Source organism: Lacticaseibacillus thailandensis DSM 22698 = JCM 13996, assembly GCF_001436135.1.
GTDB classification, from domain to species: Bacteria; Bacillota; Bacilli; order Lactobacillales; family Lactobacillaceae; genus Lacticaseibacillus; species Lacticaseibacillus thailandensis.
This window is the reverse complement of record NZ_AYZK01000001.1, coordinates 375992-394633: the sequence shown is the minus strand read 5'-3', so window position 1 is coordinate 394633 and position 18642 is coordinate 375992. Positions and strand designations below refer to the sequence as shown.

The window sequence follows — 18642 nt, the reverse complement described above, 5'->3', positions numbered from 1 at the left end:
TTCTAATAGTTAGAATAAGTTATTCGGCCTTTAAAAACAATAGCTTACGATTATTTTCTTATAACTTTTTTGACTGTGCAGTTATATTTAGCCACTGGTGGTAACGCTAACACGCTGTGGCTAACAAAAAAGTCGCCAACGGTTCACCGTTGACGACAGTTCCTTAATTCTGGTACCAACCTACTTACTTAACGGCACGCGCCGCCTACTGCTGGTTATCATCATCCGTAGTCGGGGTCACCTGAGGCACTACGGCCACGGGCGTCCCCTGCGTGTCCGTATCGATTACAAACGACCCGTTACTATAGCGGTCACTCAACGGGTGGTCCATCGGGTTCAGGGTAATTTGCTGTCCCTGATCAGTCGTCACAGCCAACGTCATGCCACTACTCAGCAGCATCATCGCTACAATGCGGTGTGGTGACTTCTTCAGTTCCCGCAAAATCTGCAAGCCTCGTTTGGCCCGGCTAGTAACTGGCACCTCGCTGACCCGCATCCGCTTAAACGCCCCGCGCTGAGTCAAAATACCCACCACGGCGTTGTCAGGCTGTGTAAACACGGCAAAGTTGGCCACGTGGTCCGCCGGCTTGAGGTTAATCAACTTGACCCCCGCCGCCCGGGCACCGCTCACTGGCACTTCATCGAGCGCAAAGGTTAAGCCGTAACCACCATACGTGGCGACAAAAACGGTCAGAGCGTCCGCACCCGCTGCGTTGAAATACACGTTAGTGACGGTGGCATCAGCATCTTTGAGTTTGATCGCTACAATGGCCTTACTCTTGTACGTCCGCGTCGGCTGCAATTCGGACAGCAACGTCTGCTTGATGTAACCGTCGCTGGTGCCGATGGTGAACGCACCGTCACCATCCAGTTGGTCAAAGGCAAAGACCGACAGCACCTGTTCGTCTGGCGCCAAACCCACGGTCTGGCTGAGGTGTTCACCTGAGTCCTTCCACTTAGTATCAGCGAGTTCGTGCACCTGCCGGTAAATCATGTTGCCCTTGGTGGTAAAAATGTACAGGTGGGTCAAAGTCGACAACTGAGCCGTATAGACCGGCGCGTCCTCGTCCTTGAGCCCGTTACTATCCGGACTCACCGCCTGATAGCTACGCAAGCTACTACGCTTGACGTACCCATCACGGGAGACTTGGACCATTACTTGTTCATCGGCCACCAAAACCGTCGTATCTACCTGGAGGTTTTCCACCTCGGCTTCAATCTCGGTCAACCGGTCCGAACCGTACGTCTTACCGATGGCTTGCAGCTCATCGGTAATCACCTTGTCCCGCACAGCAGGTTTACTGATGATGTCCTGCTGCCGAGCGATAGTTTTTGCTAACGCGGCCGCTTCCGCCTGTAACGCGGTCACGTCAGTGTTGGTCAAACGGTACAACTGTAAGGAAACGATGGCTTCCGCCTGCGCAACGGTGAAGTCATATTCCCGCACCAAGTTGTTTTTGGCGTCAGCTTTGTCCTTGCTACCGCGAATGGTCTTGATCACCTGGTCCAAGATGGACAGGGCCTTAATAAGACCTTCAACGATGTGCGCCCGCGTCTGGGCCTTGGCCAAATCGAACTTAGCCCGTCGTACCACCACATCGCGCCGGTGTTCAAGGTACGCCGTGAGCATGGCCTTCAAACCTAACTGCTGCGGCTGTAAGTGGGCAATGGCCACCATGTTGAAGTTGTACGATACCTGCAAGTCAGTGTTCTTAAACAGGTACGTCAGAATACCCTCCGCGTTGGCGTCTTTTTTCAGCTCAACGACCACGGACAACCCGAAGCGGTCACTTTCGTCCCGCACCTCGGCAATGCCGTCGACCTTCTTGTTGATTCGTAGTTCGTCGATACGCTTGACCAATTCGGCCTTATTAACTTCGTACGGTAACTCCGTCACAACGATCTGCTGGCGGTGACCGCGCATTTCTTCAATATGGGTCTTGGAACGCACGACGATCTTCCCGCGACCAGTCTCATAAGCTTGGCGAATCCCCGCCAAACCCTGCACGATCCCGCCCGTAGGAAAGTCGGGACCCTTGACCTGGGTCATCAGGTCATCCAGCGTGGCATCGGGGTTGTGCATTAAAATCAGCAAGGCGCCGATGACTTCGCGCAGGTTGTGCGGTGGAATTTCCGTGGCGTAGCCGGCTGAGATCCCGGTCGCCCCGTTAACCAACAGGTTCGGAAATGCTGCAGGCAGCACGGTCGGCTCTTGCTCGGTGTCATCAAAGTTGAGCACCATGTCGACGGTATCTTTATCGATATCCTTCAGCAACTCGCCCGAAATTTTAGACAACCGGGCCTCGGTGTAACGCATGGCAGCCGGCGGGTCCCCATCCATGGACCCGTTATTACCGTGCATTTCCACGAGTGGTGCCCGCAGTTTCCAGTCCTGGGACAAGCGCACCATGGCTTCATAAATGGAACTGTCACCATGGGGGTGAAAGTTACCCATGACGTTACCCACCGACTTGGCCGACTTACGGAAACCGTGATCGTAGGTGTTACCATCCTTGTTCATTGCAAAGAGGATACGCCGCTGGACGGGCTTCAACCCGTCACGTACGTCCGGGAGCGCCCGTTCCTGAATGATGGACTTGGAATACCGGCCAAAGCGGTCACCCATAATGTCTTCAAGCGTTAATTCTTGAACGTTATTGGCCATAACTCACTACTTTCCTTTCCGTTTATTCAACTGCTTGGTAATGGCTTGCTTACCAAACTGCATGTCGGCGTGGTCCGTATCAGATTCCAGAATCGAACCCTCATCGTCCAGCGTGAACTTGACGTTGTGTTCGATCCATTCACGCCGGGGCTCAACGCGGTCACCCATTAAGGTCGTGACGCGCCGTTCCGCGAGCGCCGCGTCATCAATCCGTACCCGAATCAACGTCCGTGTTTCCGGGTTCATGGTGGTTTCCCACAGTTGGTCGGCATTCATTTCACCCAGCCCCTTGAACCGGGTCAGGGTGTAGCCCTTACCCATCTTCTTGGCTTCAGTTTCAAGTTCCTCATCAGTCCACGCGTACTGGATGCGCGTCTTGTCCCGTACCCCTTTGGACAACCGGTACAACGGCGGCAACGCGATGTAGACCTTGCCGGCTTCAATTAGTGGCCGCATGTAGCGGTAGAAGAACGTCAGCAACAAGATCTGAATGTGGGCCCCGTCGTCATCGGCATCGGTCATGATGATGATCTTATCGTAGTTCGAACTCTTCACGTCAAAGTCGCTGCCGACCCCAGCACCAACCGTGTAGATGATAGTGTTGATTTCAGCGTTCTTGACGATATCATCCAACCGGGCCTTCTGCGTGTTCAGTACCTTTCCCCGCAACGGGAGGATGGCCTGAAAACGGCGGTCACGCCCTTGCTTGGCGGACCCGCCGGCCGAATCACCTTCGACCAGGAACAGTTCGTTCTTGGCCGCATTTTTACTTTGGGCAGGGGTCAACTTACCAGATAATAGCCCCTGGTCCTTTTTACGTTTCCGACCATTACGGGAGGCGTCCCGAGCCTTGCGCGCGGCGTTTCGCGCTTCACGCGCCCGCATGGCCTTTTTGACCAACTCCTGGGCGGCATCCCCGCCCTCCATGAGCCAGTAAGTCAGTTGCTCGGTCACAACGCTTTCGACGACCGGTCGCGCTTCGGGGCTACCCAGCTTGGCCTTGGTTTGGCCTTCAAACTGCAACAGCTCCTCTGGCACCCGGATGGCGAGCACGCCGGCTAAGCCTTCACGCACATCGCTACCCTCCAGGTTTTTGTCCCGCTTCTTGAGCAGCCCCACCTTGCGGGCAAAGTCGTTGAAGGCGCGCGTCATGCCGGCACGCATCCCCGCCTCGTGGGTCCCCCCATCAGGCGTCCGAACGTTGTTGACGAACGATAGGATGTTTTCGGAGTAGCCGTCATTGTACTGGCCGGCAAAGTCGACAATGATGCCTTCCTTTTCCCCTTCAAAGTGCATGACCTGAGACATCGTGTCTTTGCCTTCGTTCAGGTACTCCACAAAGCTCTTCAGCCCCTCCGGGTAGTGGTACTCCTCGACCCGGGGTTCATCTGGCCGCTCATCGGTCAGTGTGATTTTAATATCTTTCAGTAGGAACGCCGACTCACGTAGGCGTTCCGCCAGGGTATCAAAGCTGTAGGTCGTCGTTTGAAAAATGGTTGGATCTGGCTTGAAGGTAATGGTCGTCCCGTTCGGTTCGTTGACCTTACCCAACTTTTGTAGCCCGTTACCGTCCGGGTGCCCGCCGTTCACGAACGTCTCCGTGAAGGCGTGCTTATCGCGAACCACGCGCACCGTCAGTGACTCACTAAGGGCGTTCACGACGGATGAACCCACACCGTGCAGCCCACCACTGGTTTTATAACTATCCTGGGAGAATTTACCCCCAGCATGCAGCACGGTCAGAATGACCTCAATGGTTGGGCGCCCACTGGCGTACATCCCCGTCGGCATTCCCCGTCCATGGTCCTTGACGGTGATGCTGTTATCCGGATGAATCGTCACGGCGATGACATCACCGTAACCGGCCAACGCTTCGTCGACCGCGTTATCTACAATTTCGTACACCAAGTGGTGCAACCCACGTGCGTCGGTGGAACCGATGTACATTCCGGGCCGCTTCCGTACGGCTTCGAGGCCTTGCAGCACCTGAATGGACGAATCATTATACGCATCTACTGGTTTCGCCATAAATCGACAACCTTTCCTTTTACACAATAATGTTACTTTACACCACTCGGACGACCCACTCCAATCATTTCGGTGGCGAAAGTATGTTCGTATTGACCTAACAATTTTACCCGGGTGCCGCGTAACTGTCAAAATAATCGCATCCGTTACACCCGGTGCGGTGCGCACCCACCCCAAACATGCTAAAATGTTAGCTTGAAAGGAGTGGCAGCATGCTACTTGTACTAGCTTTTATTCTCTCATACCTATTGGGCTCAATTCCGTCCGGGGTATGGGTCGGTCAAGCACTATACCACAAGGACGTCCGCACCGCGGGCAGTCATAATATTGGGACCACCAACGTGTACCGGGTCTTAGGCCCCGTCGCCGGCACCATCGTGCTGGTGATGGATATCCTCAAGGGCACGCTTGGCGCTAGTCTTCCCGTACTGTTTGGCTACCAACACCACTGGCTGGTGTTGGTCTGCGGGGTCGCCGCCGTGATCGGTCATACTGCCAGTATCTTTATCGGTTTCAAAGGTGGCAAGGCGGTAGCAACTAGCGCCGGAATCCTGCTCGCATATAACCCAGGCTTCTTCCTGATTGCCTCGGCCCTGTTCGTTTCGTTCATCCTGCTAACCTCCATGGTTAGCATTGCCAGCACGAGCGCCATCACCATCGTGACGATCATTAGCTGGTTTGGCTACCACGATCCGTTGCTGACGGCCATTGCGGGAATCCTCGCGGTGGTGTTCTTCATCCGTCACCGCGCCAACTTTGCCCGGATCCGGCGCGGTCAGGAAAACTTGGTCCCGTTCGGTTTGTACTACTGGTACCGTCAACGCCACCAATCCTAATTGAATTCCATGCTTTCCACGACAGCGATAGCGCTGCGTGGACACACCAAAAAACCGCGGTTGCCCGCGGCTTTTTGATTGTCTTCAAGGAGCTAAAAAGTCTTGATCGTGTAGCCCTGAACAAAGGTACCACCTGGGGCGAGGCGGTTAATGCCCCGCTTCTCCGTCAAGTCGCCGGAAGCGTCCGGCGCGTCGGCAATCCCCCACCACGGTTCGATGCAGCAGAAGTTGCCGGTAACAGGGTAGGCAGACCACACGCCGACGTATGGTGCGTCGCTGACAGTCAGGGACACGCCGTGACCGCCACGCTGCGACTTCAACGTCATGGTCGTTTCGTCGCCATTCAGTTCGTAGATCAACGCGTCGTCTTTGAACAACTCGTGCGTCAAGGACAACTGGTTCACGTCGCGCTGGTCGCGCTGGGCGTAATCCGCGTACTTACCAGCCAACGGAATGTGGGTCCGCTGCTCGGCGGGATCGAAACTCAGCGTGTAGTCCTCATACTGGGACTGGGCGTCTAACGGCAGGTGGAACGCCGGGTGTGCCCCGATACTAAAGTACAGGTCATCGCTGGCGCTCGGGTTGTTAACACTGTAACCAACCGTCAGACTCTTACCGGTCAACCGGTAGCTGATTACCAGCCGGAATGCAAACGGGAACTTTGCGCGGGAAGCATCATTATCGGTCAGTACCAGGTCGACGGCGTTATCTTCCTGATGCAGCACCTCAAAGTCCATGTCGCGAGCAAAGCCGTGACGCGTCATGTGGTACGTCTGGCCCTGATACTGGTACTGGTCGTCCTTCAGTGCCCCCACAATGGGGAACAATACGGGCGCGTGCCGGGCCCACACTTTGGGGTCGGCATCCCACATGTACTCCGTACCGTCCGTGCTCTGCAGGCTGGATAACTCCGCACCATGCAGATTGATCTCCGCCTGTAAGTTCTCGTTTGCAATCGTTACCATGAAAAAAGTCCTCCTCAACTATCGTTAAAAAATGTACTTGCTCATATCATCATCAGCCGCAATGTTACCGACCTTATCCAGGACGTACTGTTCGGTGATGGTGATGGCACCCATTTGCATGTCAGGCCCCTCGTACAGGATGTCCTCCAGTAGCTTTTCCAGGATGGTGGCCAGCCGCCGAGCCCCGATGTTCTCCTGGGTGGTGTTGACCGTCGCGGCAATGTGCGCAATGGCCTGCACGGCTTCCTGGGTGAACGTGATTTTGACCCCATCGGCCCCGATCAACGCCATGTACTGCTTGGTGAGCGCGTTGTCCGGCTCGGTCAGGATCCGGACAAAGTCAGCCTCAGTCAGGTCGGACAATTCGACCCGGATTGGGAAGCGCCCCTGCAGTTCGGCGATCAAATCGCTCGGTTTAGCGTCCGCAAACGCCCCAGAACCGATAAACAGGATGTGGTCGGTGTTGATCATACCGTACTTGGTGTTGACCTGTGACCCTTCAACGATGGGGAGAATGTCACGCTGCACCCCTTCACGAGAAACTTCGCCACTGCCATTCTTGGTTCCTTTGGCAATCTTGTCAATTTCATCAATGAAGATGATTCCAGAATTTTCGGCCCGCCGAATTGCGGCGGCGTAGATGTCAGCGTGGTTAACTAACTTGGCGGATTCTTCCCGAATAAAGGCTTCACGGGCTTCCCGCACGGTCATTGTGCGTTCAACCTTCTGTTTGGGCAACATGTTGCCCAGGGCCTGACCCAAGTCAATGCCCATCTGGCCGTACATATCGTTCATACCACCGTTGGCCTTCTTCTCATCAGTTACAGCCACAGTCAACTCGCGGTCTTCCAGTAGTCCCTTATCCAGCTGCTCAGCGACCGATAACCGCTCGTCACGGATCTGATCCGTGACTTCGCCTTCATCTTCATCTTCCTGCGGTGCCCCGCCGTTTTGCAGATTGTTGAACATCGCCATCAAGTCGGCCATGTTATTCTGCCGCTTTTCCTTCTTGATACCAGGCACCAAAAGCTTGACTAAGCGTTTATTCGCGGCTTTTTCGGCGCGGGTGCGGACCTTGGCGTACTGCGCCTTCTCTTCCATCTGGACGGCCACATCCACCAGGTCGCGGACCATGGACTCCACGTCCCGGCCGACGTAACCGACCTCAGTAAACTTAGTGGCCTCAACCTTAACGAACGGTGCGTCCACGATTTTTGCTAACCGCCGGGCAATTTCCGTTTTCCCCACCCCGGTTGGCCCGATCATTAACAGGTTCTTGGGGGTAATATCTTGTTGCATCTTCGGGCTCAGTTGCATACGTCGCCGCCGGTTGTACAGCGCCACGGCCACGGCTCGCTTAGCCTCGTCTTGACCAATTACGTACTGGTCCAGCTGGGCGACAATCTGTTTTGGTGTTAAATCGCTCATGGTCACCCTCCTATAATTCACTCACTTTAATGTGTTCGTTAGTAAAGATATCGATGCCGCTAGCAATACCCACGGCTTCTTTGGCAATCGCGCTGGCGTCCATCTCCGTGTGCCGAATCAGCGCGACCGCCGCGGCTTGGGCAAAGTTGCCGCCACTACCGATAGCAAGGACGTCCTCATCAGGCGCAATCACCTCGCCATTGCCGGAAACCAGCAACAAGTCCTTCCCGTCCATGGCAATCAGCATTGCCTGCAATTTTTGCATGGTCGAATCCTTGCGCCAATCCTGCGCCAAGGCAACCGCCGAACGCTGTAGGTTACCCTGGAACAACTCGAGTTTCTTTTCAAACCAATCCTGAAGCGTCACGGCATCCGCCACGCCCCCGGCAAAACCGACCACGACCTTGCCACCGTAAATGGGCCGAATCTTTTCGGCGGTGCCCTTCATGATGACCTTTTCGCCACCAGTGACCTGGCCGTCACCAGCAATCGCGGTGTGGCCGTTCCGACGTACTGCTACAATTGTTGTCATTACTTAATCTCCTTGTTGTTCGTGCTCACCCATTATCGATGGTGTGTTCATCATAACGGTGACACGCTGTCATATCATCATACTAAAGTCTGAATCTGCCTTATTGATGTTCCGGAAAGTACTTTTGGTAATCCTTCACCAGGTGCGCGGTCGTCACGTGGGTGTAGATCTGCGTCGTCGACAAACTACTATGTCCCAGAAGTTCCTGCACGGTCCGCAGATCCGCGCCGTGGTTCAACATGTGCGTGGCAAAGCTGTGACGCAGCATGTGGGGATGGATCTTAGTCGTCAGGCTCGTACGCTCCACCACGCGGTCCAACACGTACTCGATACCGCGAGGGGTGATCGGCCGACCATGCTGATTGAGGAACATCCGGTTCGTCCACAAGCCGCTGACGGCCATCAGGTCAGCCCGTACGGTGTCGACGTAACACTTGATGGCGGTAGCCGCCTGGTCACCAAACAGCACGTAACGGTCCTTGTTGCCTTTCCCGTGGACCAGGATGGCGTGCATTTGCAGGTCTACCTGTTCCACGGTGAGGTTAGCCACCTCGCTGACCCGCATACCGGTGTCGTACAGCACTTCGAGCAACGCCCGGTCGCGGATATCGGCGGGGTCGTCGCCCTCAACGGCTTTGAACAGCTGCGCAATTTCGGGCTCGTAGAAGAACTGCGGCAGCCGCCGATGCTCCTTTTTAGTCTCGACCATGGCAAAGGGATCGTGATCAGCCTGGCCGACGCGCATCAGGTAGCGGTAAAAGCTGCGCAAACTACTCAGCTTCCGCGCCGTAGTGGCTCGACTATAATGGTGATCGTTCATATCGGTCATGAAGGCGGCCACGGTCACGTTATCGACCTGGTCGTACCCATCAAAGCCGCCACTGTCCTCACAAAACTGCCGAAACGCGGTAATATCGTTACGATACGCGCGCTGCGTGGCGGGCGAGTAGTGGCGCTCAACGTTGAGATAATTAATAAACTCATCCAATGGTTCCATTTGCTCACCTCTGTCTCAATTATCGTATCACAGAACGTACGAATGCGCTTACGTAAATGTGCCAATGCCGCCATCCCTAAGTCAAGCAACCCGCTAAATATTTACGCCGTCAATGCAACTAGTACCGGATAAATTCCAACGGGGCATTGTGGTAAAAAATTGATTAATTGCCCACCAAAATAGTCCTGCAAGTCGCGGCAGTGCGGCACACTAACCACTCACTGACGCATAAGCGTTATCAACGTCACCGTGCGCAAACACAAAACCCCGGCTAACGTGGGTTAGCCAGGGTTACGTAGTCTTTACTTTTGCACTGCTTCTTCGTAGTCACCGGTGGGGCAAACGACCTGCACACCGCCGCGGCTGCGTTTTTCAACCAAGAAATGACCATCCTTGGGGCAGTTACGCCCAACCGGCTTATCCCAGGACACAAAGTCACAGTCGGGATAGCGTGAACAGCCATAGAATGTCCGGTTTCGCTTGCTCTTACGTTCAACAACCTGTCCCTGGCCACACTTTGGGCACACCACGCCAATTTCCTTGACGATGGCCTTCGTGTTGCGACAATCAGGGAACCGGGAACAAGCGTAAAACTTTCCGTAACGGCCCATCTTGATGACCATCGGGGCGCCACAGATGTCACAATTAAAGCCGGCCGGTTCATCCTTGAGCTGAATCTTTTCAATTCCCTCTTCGGCGTGGGCGACTTCTTTGGCAAATGGCTTGTAGAACTGGTCGATGACCTTGACCCAGTTAGCGTCACCCGTTTCGATGGCATCCAGCTCACCTTCAACGTTGGCCGTAAACTTAATGTCCACGATGTCCGGGAAGAATTCCACGATGAGTGAGTTGACGATTTCACCCAGCTCAGTGGGTTCAAAGCGCCGCGCGGTCAACTTCACGTAGTACCGCTTCTGAATGGTTTCAATCGTCGGCGCGTACGTCGACGGCCGGCCAACGCCATTTTCTTCCAGCGCCTTAACTAAGTTGGCTTCGGAATACCGGGCTGGTGGTTGTGTGAAGTGCTGGGCCGGATCGGTCTTGGTTAACTTCACCTGGTCACCTTCCGCTAGTTCGGGCAACTCACGGTCCTTCTGGTCGGAATCCCGAGAGGACACATACAAAGTTGTGAAACCCTGGAACTTCGTGTGACTACCGTTGGCACGGAACTCGGCACCACCTTGGTGCAGTTTGACCGACACTGTGTCTACCACGGCGGGCGTCATTTCACTGGCCACAAAACGAGACCAGATCAACTGGTACAACCGCATTTGGTCCTTGGTGAGCACCTTGGCCAAACTCTTGGGCGTACGGTACGTCGAACTAGGCCGAATGGCTTCGTGGGCGTCCTGCGCTCCTTCCTGAAGCTTACCCTGACGGATCTTGGTGGCGGCGTAAGCCTCACCATATTCTTCGTGGATAAACTTACTGGTTTCCGCTTTGGCCACACTAGAAACACGCGTACTATCAGTACGCATGTAGGTGATCAGCCCGACCGTCCCGGCCCGGCCACCAAGGTTGATCCCTTCATACAGCTGTTGGGCCAACATCATGGTCTTCCGCGTCCGAAAGTTTAGCTTCCGGTTAGCTTCCTGCTGTAGGGAACTAGTAGTAAATGGTGGTGCGGGGAACCGTTTGCGTTCTTTTTTCACTACGCTGGTGACGTCAAACGGCTTGCTCTTATCCACGCGGCTAAGCACGTGCTGAACCGCATCGTTGTCTGGTAGCTTGGTTTTCTTGCCGTCCAAACCGTAAAAGGTGGCCGGGAAGGCTTTGCCCCGCCCCTTTTTGAACTCGGCATCGATCGTCCAGTATTCTTCTGGCTTAAAGTCATTGATTTCTTGTTCACGGTCAATAATGAGCTTCAACGCAACGGATTGCACCCGTCCAGCCGACAGGCCCTTCTTGACCTTTTTCCACAGTAACGGGCTGATGGAGTAACCCACCAGGCGATCCAAAATTCGCCGGGACTGTTGGGCCTCAACGAGTTTTTCGTCAATGCTGCGTGGTTCCTTGAACGAGTTTTTCACTGCGTCCTTGGTAATTTCGTTGAACACCACGCGGTTCTTATCGTGGGGGTCCAAGCCCAACAGGTAGCTCACGTGCCAGGCAATAGCTTCCCCTTCACGGTCCGGGTCGGCTGCCAGGTACACGTGGTCGACCTTCTTGGCCTCGCGCTTCAAACTTTTGATGACGTCGCCCTTACCACGGATGGAAATGTATTTAGGGGCATAATCATGCTCAATGTCGACCCCCATCTGACTCTTAGGTAAATCACGCACATGGCCCAGGCTCGCAATCACCTTGTAATTTCGACCTAGGTACTTTTCAATTGTCTTGGCCTTCGCGGGTGATTCCACGATGACGAGATTCTTGGCGGACATAAACGTCCTCCTTTCAATAGTACGGTGCGTCGTCATCTGCGACACACAAAATCAAGGCCAATCTTAGGCCATTACGCGGGGCCCTGTCAAACTTTTACGCAAAATATTGTAATTCCGCCACAATATCCGCCGCCTGACGCACCAACGTTGCCCCTTGTTGGATCAACTCGTTGGGGCCCACCCCCAGCGGCGCGTCGATGCGGTTAGGGAGGACACAAACCGTCCGGCCGGCTTCCAAAGCCATGGTGGCCGTGATCAAACTGCCGCTCTTGTGGCGAGCCTCCGTGACTAACAGCGCGTGACTTAAACCCGCAATGATGCGGTTACGCGCCACAAAACGGTACGGTAGCGAACCCGTGCCTGGTGGATATTCAGATACTAATAATCCGTGCTGGGCGACGCGTTGTTGCAACTGCCGGTGCCGCGGTGGATAAAACTGGTCCAGGCCGGTCGCAATGACACCAATGGGTGGTAATCCTGTCGTCAGCGCCGCCTGGTGCGCAATGCCATCTGCACCTTTGGCTAAACCGCTGACCACCGCCACGTTCCGGGGCAATTCCGGCAACATGTAGGCGAGCGCTTGCTGCGAATACTCGCCGCCAGAGCGGGCGCCCACGATGCCCAAACACGCTAGCCGCAGTAACTCCGGGTGACCCGCGTAAAACAACACCAAGGGCGGTTGCTCAATCATGCGCAACCGCTCCGGATACATATTATCGGTCACCGTTAAGTACGGTTGCCCACACAAATGGTGCCACCATTCACGGTGCGCCGGGACTGCTAGCCAAGCAGTCAGCCGCGCGCGGGACCGGTCCGGGGCAGCTGCCACCAGGGTCGCCTCGACCGGCGGTGCTCCCGCCGCCAACGCTTGCATGACGTTCCGCGCCACCGTGGGACTAGCCCCCGTCGCCACGTGGGTCAGTAATAGGAACTCCCGTAAGTCCATCTGCGTACCTCCACTGTTTCTACAGGGAGATTTCGCGCAAACGGACCATTTGTCTACTACTAATAAGGGATAGGCAATTTCATGCCGCTCACCCGCTCATCCCGGTTAGCACATACCTCGCAATGCCGCGCGCACCGGGCTAAATGAGCGTCGATGAATCGGCGTCACGCCCAACTTGCGTAACCCGGCTAGGTGCTTAGCGGTCCCGTAACCCATGTTGTCCGCCAAATCATACCCAGGATAAACTCGGTCATAAGTCATCATGAGGCAATCACGCGCCACTTTGGCCACAATGCTGGCCGCACCGATACTAATGCTGCGCGCATCCCCTTTGATCAACTTCGTCTGCGGAATGTTCACCGGCACCGTCATTGCGTCGACTAGCAGGTAGTCGGGCCGCACCCGTAAACCGTTGACGGCGGCCGCCATCCCCAGCTCCGTGGCGTGATAAATGTTCTCGCGGTCAATGGTCGGGGCGTCTTCCACCCCTAAGCTAACCGCCACGGCTTGCGTCAAAATTTGGGCGTACAACTCGCTCCGCCGGTGTGCCGTGAGTTGCTTACTATCGTTGACGGGCACGTTAAAACGGTCATCAATGATGACCGCCGCTGTAACAACGGGCCCGGCTAGCGGACCGCGTCCCACTTCGTCGATACCAGCGATTCGCGGGTACTGGGGCCATAATGACCGTTCAAACTGTAACCGTTCCTCAAAGTTGGCCCGGGCCGCCTCCTGCCGGTCTTGACGCCGCTGATACTGGCGTAGGAGTTGCTGTGCCCCTTTGTGCGGGTCAGCCGCCAATGCCGTTAACACTTCGGGGGCCACGTTGCCCGTAGCCAATAATTGCCGGTAATCACTAAGCGTCGGCATGGTCCGCCTCCGGTACTTCGAGTGTGTAACGGCCCAGTTCACCTTTGCGTACATCGTTGATGAACCGCGTGGCCATGCGGTCGTACTCCTCACCAAAGCCGAGTTTATCACTCAGGTGCACCATCAAGTCGTTGGGCGCTAAGGCCAGATCAGCATCATTGAGCCCGTACGCCTTACGCAACCGCGCCGGATATTCACGCATAAAGTACTCCAGGCCCCACAGTGCCACGTCATCATCGTTAAACACCGTATCCGCGATCGCACCGCTGAGCGCCAGACGCAACCCGACCTGCTGGTTTTCAAACTTCGGCCACAAAATGCCGGGGGTGTCCAACAAATCCAGGTTATCGCCGGCCTTCAACCACTGCTGGTTTTTCGTGACCCCCGGACGGTTGCCGGTCACCGCAATGTTTTTGTGGACCAGGCGGTTCAAGATGGTCGATTTACCCACGTTGGGGATGCCGATGCACATTGCCCGAATGTGCGGGTTCTTAATCCCCCGCGCCTTTTTCCGCGCAATTTTATCCGCTAACTGTTGCGTTGCTAATTGCGCCACTTGCTGCAGTCGGTTGGCGTGCTGCGCGTCGATGGCTAACGCCGACTGACCAGCCGCTTGGTAGGCCGCCAACCACTGCTTGGTGCGGTTTGGATCAGCCAGATCCGCCTTGTTCAAAATGGCGATGCGTGGTTTTTGGTTCAACATGGACAATAGCATCGGGTTGCGGGAACTCTCGGGTACCCGGGCGTCAACCACCTCGAAAACAATGTCCACTTGCTTGATGCGTTCCGCGACTTCACGCCGAGCCTTTTGCATGTGGCCGGGGAACCAATTAATGTTTGTCATAGTTTGTAACTCCTTTAGTACCAAGGGTTTGAGACCCTCGGGTGATCATTTTTCGTTAACGTGGGCAAAACGTGGACAGCGTGGCTAAATTACCAAACACTACCGTTCAAAATCACCCAATTTTTTTAATGAACCGCGTGCTGGTCTCAACCGACTTGCCTTGATTGCCGTCAAGGGTATGGGTACAACCATCTGCGGTTGCGGTCCACACATGCCGGACTCGCTTTTTGCACTTCCTTAAGTGAAGTTGTCGGATCGTCGCGCAGCACCGCAATATGCATGTGATGTAAACCATGAGGAACCGCGTTCTTCGTCCATGCAAAGCCATACCATTTTTGACAGTGCTTCGTCAGCGACTGGTTGATTCGTGTCAGAATCTCACGGCAACCGTGCGAGGTGAGAAGAAAACTTGACGAATTCTTGTTTTGCTTTACCAGTCAGCGAATCAACATAACGATCCACTGCGTAATAAATTGACTTACCGTTCTTACTTTTTTCTTCTTCAAAATACATGCTTTACCCTTTCCGGGTAAGACAAAGGGCAAAACTGAGTCTTTATTAGCAGATTCTATTTTAACATCCAAACCCCTTATTTTCTGCGCAATTTTGAATGGCCGTGCGTCTTCCAGTACCAGAAGTCGGCGAATACTTCGAAATTAATGAAGACGAGCTTGTGCGTTGGGTTCAGGACCTCATCCCGCTACCGCCTGTTGTCGCGCATCTCACATAGCTAGCGATTTGTTCAAACCATCGTATCGGCTCAAAATGGCTGCCTTATTTTGGTCGTCGTGGTGTCCCCCAAGTCGGTGCATTCAGCGTCCGGCCCTTCTAACCAAAGCATCTTCGACTTCGCCTTGACCGATGATGAAATGGCAAGCTTGGTGGTACTAGATAAAGGGCAAAGGCACACGATCCTGACGCCCTTGGCACAGACGCTTTGAGCAATTCGCCATCAGTGTTCGAACAGCTGCCGGCCTGACCTACACGATACTGCGCCTACCGTGGTTCAGCGACCACCCAGAAGCGAACTACATGGTCACCAGCCGTGACGAACCTTACGTCGGCGTGTCCGGCTCACGCCAAAGCATCGCCAACGTCATGCTAAAAATCGTCGCTGATCCCACTGACACCGCCAACAACAGCATCGGTATAGCCGGCCCTGACACTGCCGGAGAAAACCGGCCGATCTACTAAATACAAAATCGCCGGCAAGGTTGTGTCCCTGCCGGCGATTATTTCGTATCGTCAGATCTCCTTGACGCTCATGATGGCCCAAAAAACGCCGGCAATCAGCGTGACAAACATGATCGTGGGTGGGTACAGGGCAGACAACCCAAGTGCCACGCATTTGATCACGATGTCCCAAACCAGCCAACGGTTGCGCCGTGCGGTCCGAATCACCGACCGGTAAAGAAACAGGTTGCTGACGGTCACGGCAATCACGACCATGCCATACAGTGCTTGCGCCTCAAAGTTCATGAAGTGACCAGAGACAATCTTGGTCGCATATGGAAAAAGTGAGCTGAAAAAAAGCAAGATCACGGCCAGCCAAGGCGTCGAACGCCGAATCGTCTTCACGGCATTCCAGTTGTTATGCAACCCAACCCACATAGTGCCTACCCAGAAGAAGCTAATGAAATAGGCCACAAATTGGTCCCGAAGCGCCCAAAAAACCTGCCATCGTCACTTGATCAGGTGCCTTCAACTCCAACACCAAAATCGTCATCACAATTGCCAACACTGCATCAATAAATACGGTCACGCGTTCTTTTGTCATTACATCATCTCACCACTGCACGTTTCACTTAATATCTTGAATAGCTTGATTATCTCACACTTCGAAATCAATATCGGATAACTGAAAATGCGGAATAATAGCCAGTTTACATAACAAAGGCACATGGCCAATCAAGACTCACGTAAATGCCCTGGAACCGATCAACGCAGTGTGTGGGCAAAAACATGGGCCAAATATGAGTATATTTGCCAAGATTGCCTTACGCATGGATGGCATTGTTTGCTGATTTGCCCAGTAAGCGCCAATCTCGAGGACCACTCGCTCCATCAGTGGAGCTTGCCTATCAATCCGCGCCCGTGTTCGGCTGCGGTCAAGCGATTCTGGAACCGCGGTGATGATCATGATCGGTACATCATTGCCAATTATTATTGGTTAGGCAGTCCCATCGCGGCTCACCTTTTTGAGCGTCCACAAAGCGCAGTTAGCGTTTGATGATGCCAAATATTGGGCATTTTTCATTACGGTAACTAAGCAAATCATTGACTGCTTTTTCATAAAGACAGAAGCACAACCCAAAGTATAACGTGATGCTCGTTTCATCACGTCGTTCATACCCAGGCAGTGTTTAAGCAATCATATCAGGTTGCACCCCTACTTGGCAGAATGATGTCCACTTGACGGCAGCCCTGCCCGTGCAGTTCTAGCCGCGTACCCAACTCCGCAACACCAATGGGACAAGGAATAAGGCTCACCGCTAGTTGTGCGCCTTATTCTTTGCCCCCGGGATAATACGGGTTTTATTTTCTGTTTAAAATATAGGCCCTAAACCCCCAATACCCTGCTACTACTTAGTTTAGTGATCAGTTCTCCGAAATACCAAGGTGACCGTGAACCAACCATCTTCGACGGACAGCCCCAAAGTTCCATTCAACCGGGTCATCAAATTTGCGACGATGCTTAAACCTAACCCCTTACTGTCGCTACGTGCCACATCATTCGTATAAAACCGTTCCACGAGATGGTCGATATTTTCGACGGGCACCGCGGTCTGATTGGCTAAGGTTAACTCAATATGAGTGGCATCTTTTTCCCGAAGTGAGACACGCACGTTTTCAGTCGCATATTTCAACCAATTGCCAATCAGGTTTTGCAATATGCGGGTAATCAACGAGGCATCACTAATTAACTTGATATTTGTACCTAAAGACGGTTTAAGCTGTAGATGCTTTTCATTGAGATCGTCGAAAACATCAAACAGCTGCTCTTGAACTAAGGTTGTTAAATTGATTTCTGCCAGATCAAGCTTGTTTGATTGCTCTTGAACCACGTCGAAATCCATTAGGTACCGCACATAGTAATTAACTGCGGTCAGATTATGAGCGATACGCACCAAACGTTGACTATCCGGCGCGTCTCGCTGCATTAACTGCACATACCCACTGGCCACCGTTAATGGGGTTTTAATGTCATGCGTGAGGTTGGTTAAGAGCTGATGTATCTGTGCCTCTTGCTGGGTCTGTTGCGCCCTTAAATTACGCGATTGTACAAGTGAGTGATTAACAGCCGCAACCAAACGGCGAATGACGGGCCAACGAGTGGCGCTGGTTAGCTCCGCATTTGTTTGCCGAGAGTTGATATACTCAAGTTCGTTGATCACCCGCAACAATTCAAAGATCAAAATAACTACCACAAGCACACACGCAATTACAATTGCGATCATGCCTAGTAAAAGCCACCCATTAGCACTCATACCAACCGGACTCCAATACCCCATACCGAGGTCACGTACTGCTTTTTACCAATATTCAGCTTACTCCGTAGATGGCTCAGGTGGACGTTCAATGTGTTCTCTGCGTCAAGATAGGGCTCATGCCAGATGGCCTGGTAGATATCTTCTTTTGCAAACACCTGATGTGGATTTTGCATGAGCAGTGCTAATAATTCAAACTCCTTGCGCGACAGCTCGATTAACTGCCCGTCTACTTTGACCGTATGCGTTTGGGGGTCAAGAACAATGCCCTCAACGTTTAATGCTTGGGTTGCGTGAGTATGCTGTGTGCGCAGTTGAACACGGACCCGGGCAACCAACTCATCAATATCGAATGGTTTAGTCAGGTAATCATTTGCGCCCGCATTCAGTACCGCCGCAATATGCTCCTTATCACGAATAGCCGTGAGCACTAAGACTGGTAAGTTAGATGTCTGCCGCAAAGTCTTTAGAATACTTTCGCCACTAACCCCCGGCAACATGAGATCTAAAATCATCAAATCAAACGACTGTTGCTTTAACAAAGGTAAGGCTTGTGCCCCATTGGTTGCAGCCGTTAATTGATAATCGGGCTCTAATACGGCGCGCAGTAACGCTTGAATATCTTGATTATCTTCTACAATTAAGAGCCTTTTCATTGA

General features: G+C 53.6%; 15 protein-coding genes and 2 pseudogenes. 2 read left to right on the top strand and 15 right to left on the bottom strand.

What is annotated here, in order from left to right; translation table 11 throughout:
* Nucleotides 1-205: 205 nt before the first annotated feature.
* Nucleotides 206-2665, bottom strand: coding sequence for a DNA topoisomerase IV subunit A (gene parC, locus FD19_RS01785; RefSeq protein ID WP_056968980.1), 2460 nt, complete (start codon nt 2663-2665; stop codon nt 206-208).
* A 6-nt stretch (nt 2666-2671) separates the two neighbouring features.
* The gene (gene parE, locus FD19_RS01780; RefSeq protein ID WP_056968979.1) at nt 2672-4693 is read right to left on the bottom strand and encodes a DNA topoisomerase IV subunit B; all 2022 of its coding nucleotides are present in this window, start codon (nt 4691-4693) and stop codon (nt 2672-2674) included.
* Nucleotides 4694-4905: 212 nt separating this feature from the next.
* Here parE and plsY point away from each other — a divergent pair, with 212 nt between their 5' ends.
* Complete coding sequence (gene plsY / locus FD19_RS01775; protein WP_054749401.1) at nt 4906-5529, top strand: glycerol-3-phosphate 1-O-acyltransferase PlsY; 624 nt, start codon at nt 4906-4908, stop codon at nt 5527-5529.
* Between the two features lie 92 nt (nt 5530-5621).
* Here the strand turns inward: plsY and FD19_RS01770 are convergent, their stop codons facing one another.
* The 9 genes and pseudogenes from FD19_RS01770 to FD19_RS09950 all read right to left on the bottom strand — a co-directional run bounded on the left by FD19_RS01770 (nt 5622) and on the right by FD19_RS09950 (nt 15307).
* Nucleotides 5622-6494 carry an aldose 1-epimerase family protein gene (locus FD19_RS01770; RefSeq protein ID WP_054749400.1) on the bottom strand — a complete coding sequence of 291 codons (873 nt, stop codon included), beginning with the start codon at nt 6492-6494 and terminating at the stop codon, nt 5622-5624.
* Between the two features lie 24 nt (nt 6495-6518).
* Nucleotides 6519-7922: an ATP-dependent protease ATPase subunit HslU gene (gene hslU / locus FD19_RS01765; RefSeq protein ID WP_056968978.1), complete on the bottom strand. Its 1404-nt coding sequence runs from the start codon at nt 7920-7922 to the stop codon at nt 6519-6521.
* A 10-nt stretch (nt 7923-7932) separates the two neighbouring features.
* The gene (gene hslV / locus FD19_RS01760) at nt 7933-8454 is read right to left on the bottom strand and encodes an ATP-dependent protease subunit HslV (protein ID WP_056968977.1); all 522 of its coding nucleotides are present in this window, start codon (nt 8452-8454) and stop codon (nt 7933-7935) included.
* A 100-nt stretch (nt 8455-8554) separates the two neighbouring features.
* Entirely contained in the window at nt 8555-9451 is an 897-nt protein-coding gene (xerC, locus tag FD19_RS01755; RefSeq protein ID WP_054749398.1) for a tyrosine recombinase XerC, read from the bottom strand.
* A gap of 302 nt (nt 9452-9753) precedes the next feature.
* Nucleotides 9754-11835, bottom strand: a complete 2082-nt coding sequence (topA, locus tag FD19_RS01750) for a type I DNA topoisomerase (RefSeq protein ID WP_056968976.1) — start codon at nt 11833-11835, stop codon at nt 9754-9756.
* A 94-nt stretch (nt 11836-11929) separates the two neighbouring features.
* Nucleotides 11930-12781 carry a DNA-processing protein DprA gene (gene dprA, locus FD19_RS01745; protein WP_056968975.1) on the bottom strand — a complete coding sequence of 284 codons (852 nt, stop codon included), beginning with the start codon at nt 12779-12781 and terminating at the stop codon, nt 11930-11932.
* 105 nt (nt 12782-12886) lie between these two features.
* The gene (locus tag FD19_RS01740) at nt 12887-13651 is read right to left on the bottom strand and encodes a ribonuclease HII (protein ID WP_054749397.1); all 765 of its coding nucleotides are present in this window, start codon (nt 13649-13651) and stop codon (nt 12887-12889) included.
* Nucleotides 13638-14495: a ribosome biogenesis GTPase YlqF gene (ylqF, locus tag FD19_RS01735; RefSeq protein WP_054749396.1), complete on the bottom strand. Its 858-nt coding sequence runs from the start codon at nt 14493-14495 to the stop codon at nt 13638-13640. The genes FD19_RS01740 and ylqF overlap by 14 nt, the downstream gene beginning before the upstream one ends.
* Nucleotides 14496-15084: 589 nt before the next feature.
* Nucleotides 15085-15307: pseudogene (locus tag FD19_RS09950) on the bottom strand (DNA-binding protein).
* A gap of 157 nt (nt 15308-15464) precedes the next feature.
* Here FD19_RS09950 and FD19_RS09535 point away from each other — a divergent pair.
* Nucleotides 15465-15689: pseudogene (locus FD19_RS09535) on the top strand (NAD(P)H-binding protein); the annotation flags it as partial.
* A 51-nt stretch (nt 15690-15740) separates the two neighbouring features.
* Here the strand turns inward: FD19_RS09535 and FD19_RS01730 are convergent.
* From FD19_RS01730 to FD19_RS01720, 4 genes are all read right to left on the bottom strand, one after another.
* The gene (locus tag FD19_RS01730; RefSeq protein WP_268872334.1) at nt 15741-16142 is read right to left on the bottom strand and encodes a TMEM175 family protein; all 402 of its coding nucleotides are present in this window, start codon (nt 16140-16142) and stop codon (nt 15741-15743) included.
* Nucleotides 16126-16272: a TMEM175 family protein gene (locus tag FD19_RS09920; RefSeq protein ID WP_268872333.1), complete on the bottom strand. Its 147-nt coding sequence runs from the start codon at nt 16270-16272 to the stop codon at nt 16126-16128. Before FD19_RS09920 ends, FD19_RS01730 begins: the two co-directional genes overlap by 17 nt.
* Nucleotides 16273-17086: 814 nt before the next feature.
* Nucleotides 17087-17953 (bottom strand): sensor histidine kinase, encoded by an 867-nt coding sequence (locus FD19_RS09780; RefSeq protein WP_162205156.1) that lies wholly within the window; start codon nt 17951-17953, stop codon nt 17087-17089.
* A 26-nt stretch (nt 17954-17979) separates the two neighbouring features.
* Nucleotides 17980-18639, bottom strand: a complete 660-nt coding sequence (locus FD19_RS01720) for a response regulator transcription factor (protein WP_054749393.1) — start codon at nt 18637-18639, stop codon at nt 17980-17982.
* Nucleotides 18640-18642 lie beyond the last annotated feature (3 nt).

Excerpts from the sequence above, each read along its gene's own strand:
- dprA (WP_056968975.1), bottom strand. The coding sequence starts at position 12,781 with ATGGACTTACGGGAGTTCCTATTACTGACCCACGTGGCGACGGGGGCT.
- xerC (WP_054749398.1), bottom strand. The coding sequence starts at position 9,451 with ATGGAACCATTGGATGAGTTTATTAATTATCTCAACGTTGAGCGCCAC.
- ylqF (WP_054749396.1), bottom strand. The coding sequence starts at position 14,495 with ATGACAAACATTAATTGGTTCCCCGGCCACATGCAAAAGGCTCGGCGT.
- hslU (WP_056968978.1), bottom strand. The coding sequence starts at position 7,922 with ATGAGCGATTTAACACCAAAACAGATTGTCGCCCAGCTGGACCAGTAC.
- hslV (WP_056968977.1), bottom strand. The coding sequence starts at position 8,454 with ATGACAACAATTGTAGCAGTACGTCGGAACGGCCACACCGCGATTGCT.
- FD19_RS01720 (WP_054749393.1), bottom strand. The coding sequence starts at position 18,639 with ATGAAAAGGCTCTTAATTGTAGAAGATAATCAAGATATTCAAGCGTTA.
- FD19_RS01740 (WP_054749397.1), bottom strand. The coding sequence starts at position 13,651 with ATGCCGACGCTTAGTGATTACCGGCAATTATTGGCTACGGGCAACGTG.
- topA (WP_056968976.1), bottom strand. The coding sequence starts at position 11,835 with ATGTCCGCCAAGAATCTCGTCATCGTGGAATCACCCGCGAAGGCCAAG.
- FD19_RS01770 (WP_054749400.1), bottom strand. The coding sequence starts at position 6,494 with ATGGTAACGATTGCAAACGAGAACTTACAGGCGGAGATCAATCTGCAT.
- parE (WP_056968979.1), bottom strand. The coding sequence starts at position 4,693 with ATGGCGAAACCAGTAGATGCGTATAATGATTCGTCCATTCAGGTGCTG.
- FD19_RS09780 (WP_162205156.1), bottom strand. The coding sequence starts at position 17,953 with ATGATCGCAATTGTAATTGCGTGTGTGCTTGTGGTAGTTATTTTGATC.
- plsY (WP_054749401.1), top strand. The coding sequence starts at position 4,906 with ATGCTACTTGTACTAGCTTTTATTCTCTCATACCTATTGGGCTCAATT.
- FD19_RS09920 (WP_268872333.1), bottom strand. The coding sequence starts at position 16,272 with ATGACAAAAGAACGCGTGACCGTATTTATTGATGCAGTGTTGGCAATT.
- parC (WP_056968980.1), bottom strand. The coding sequence starts at position 2,665 with ATGGCCAATAACGTTCAAGAATTAACGCTTGAAGACATTATGGGTGAC.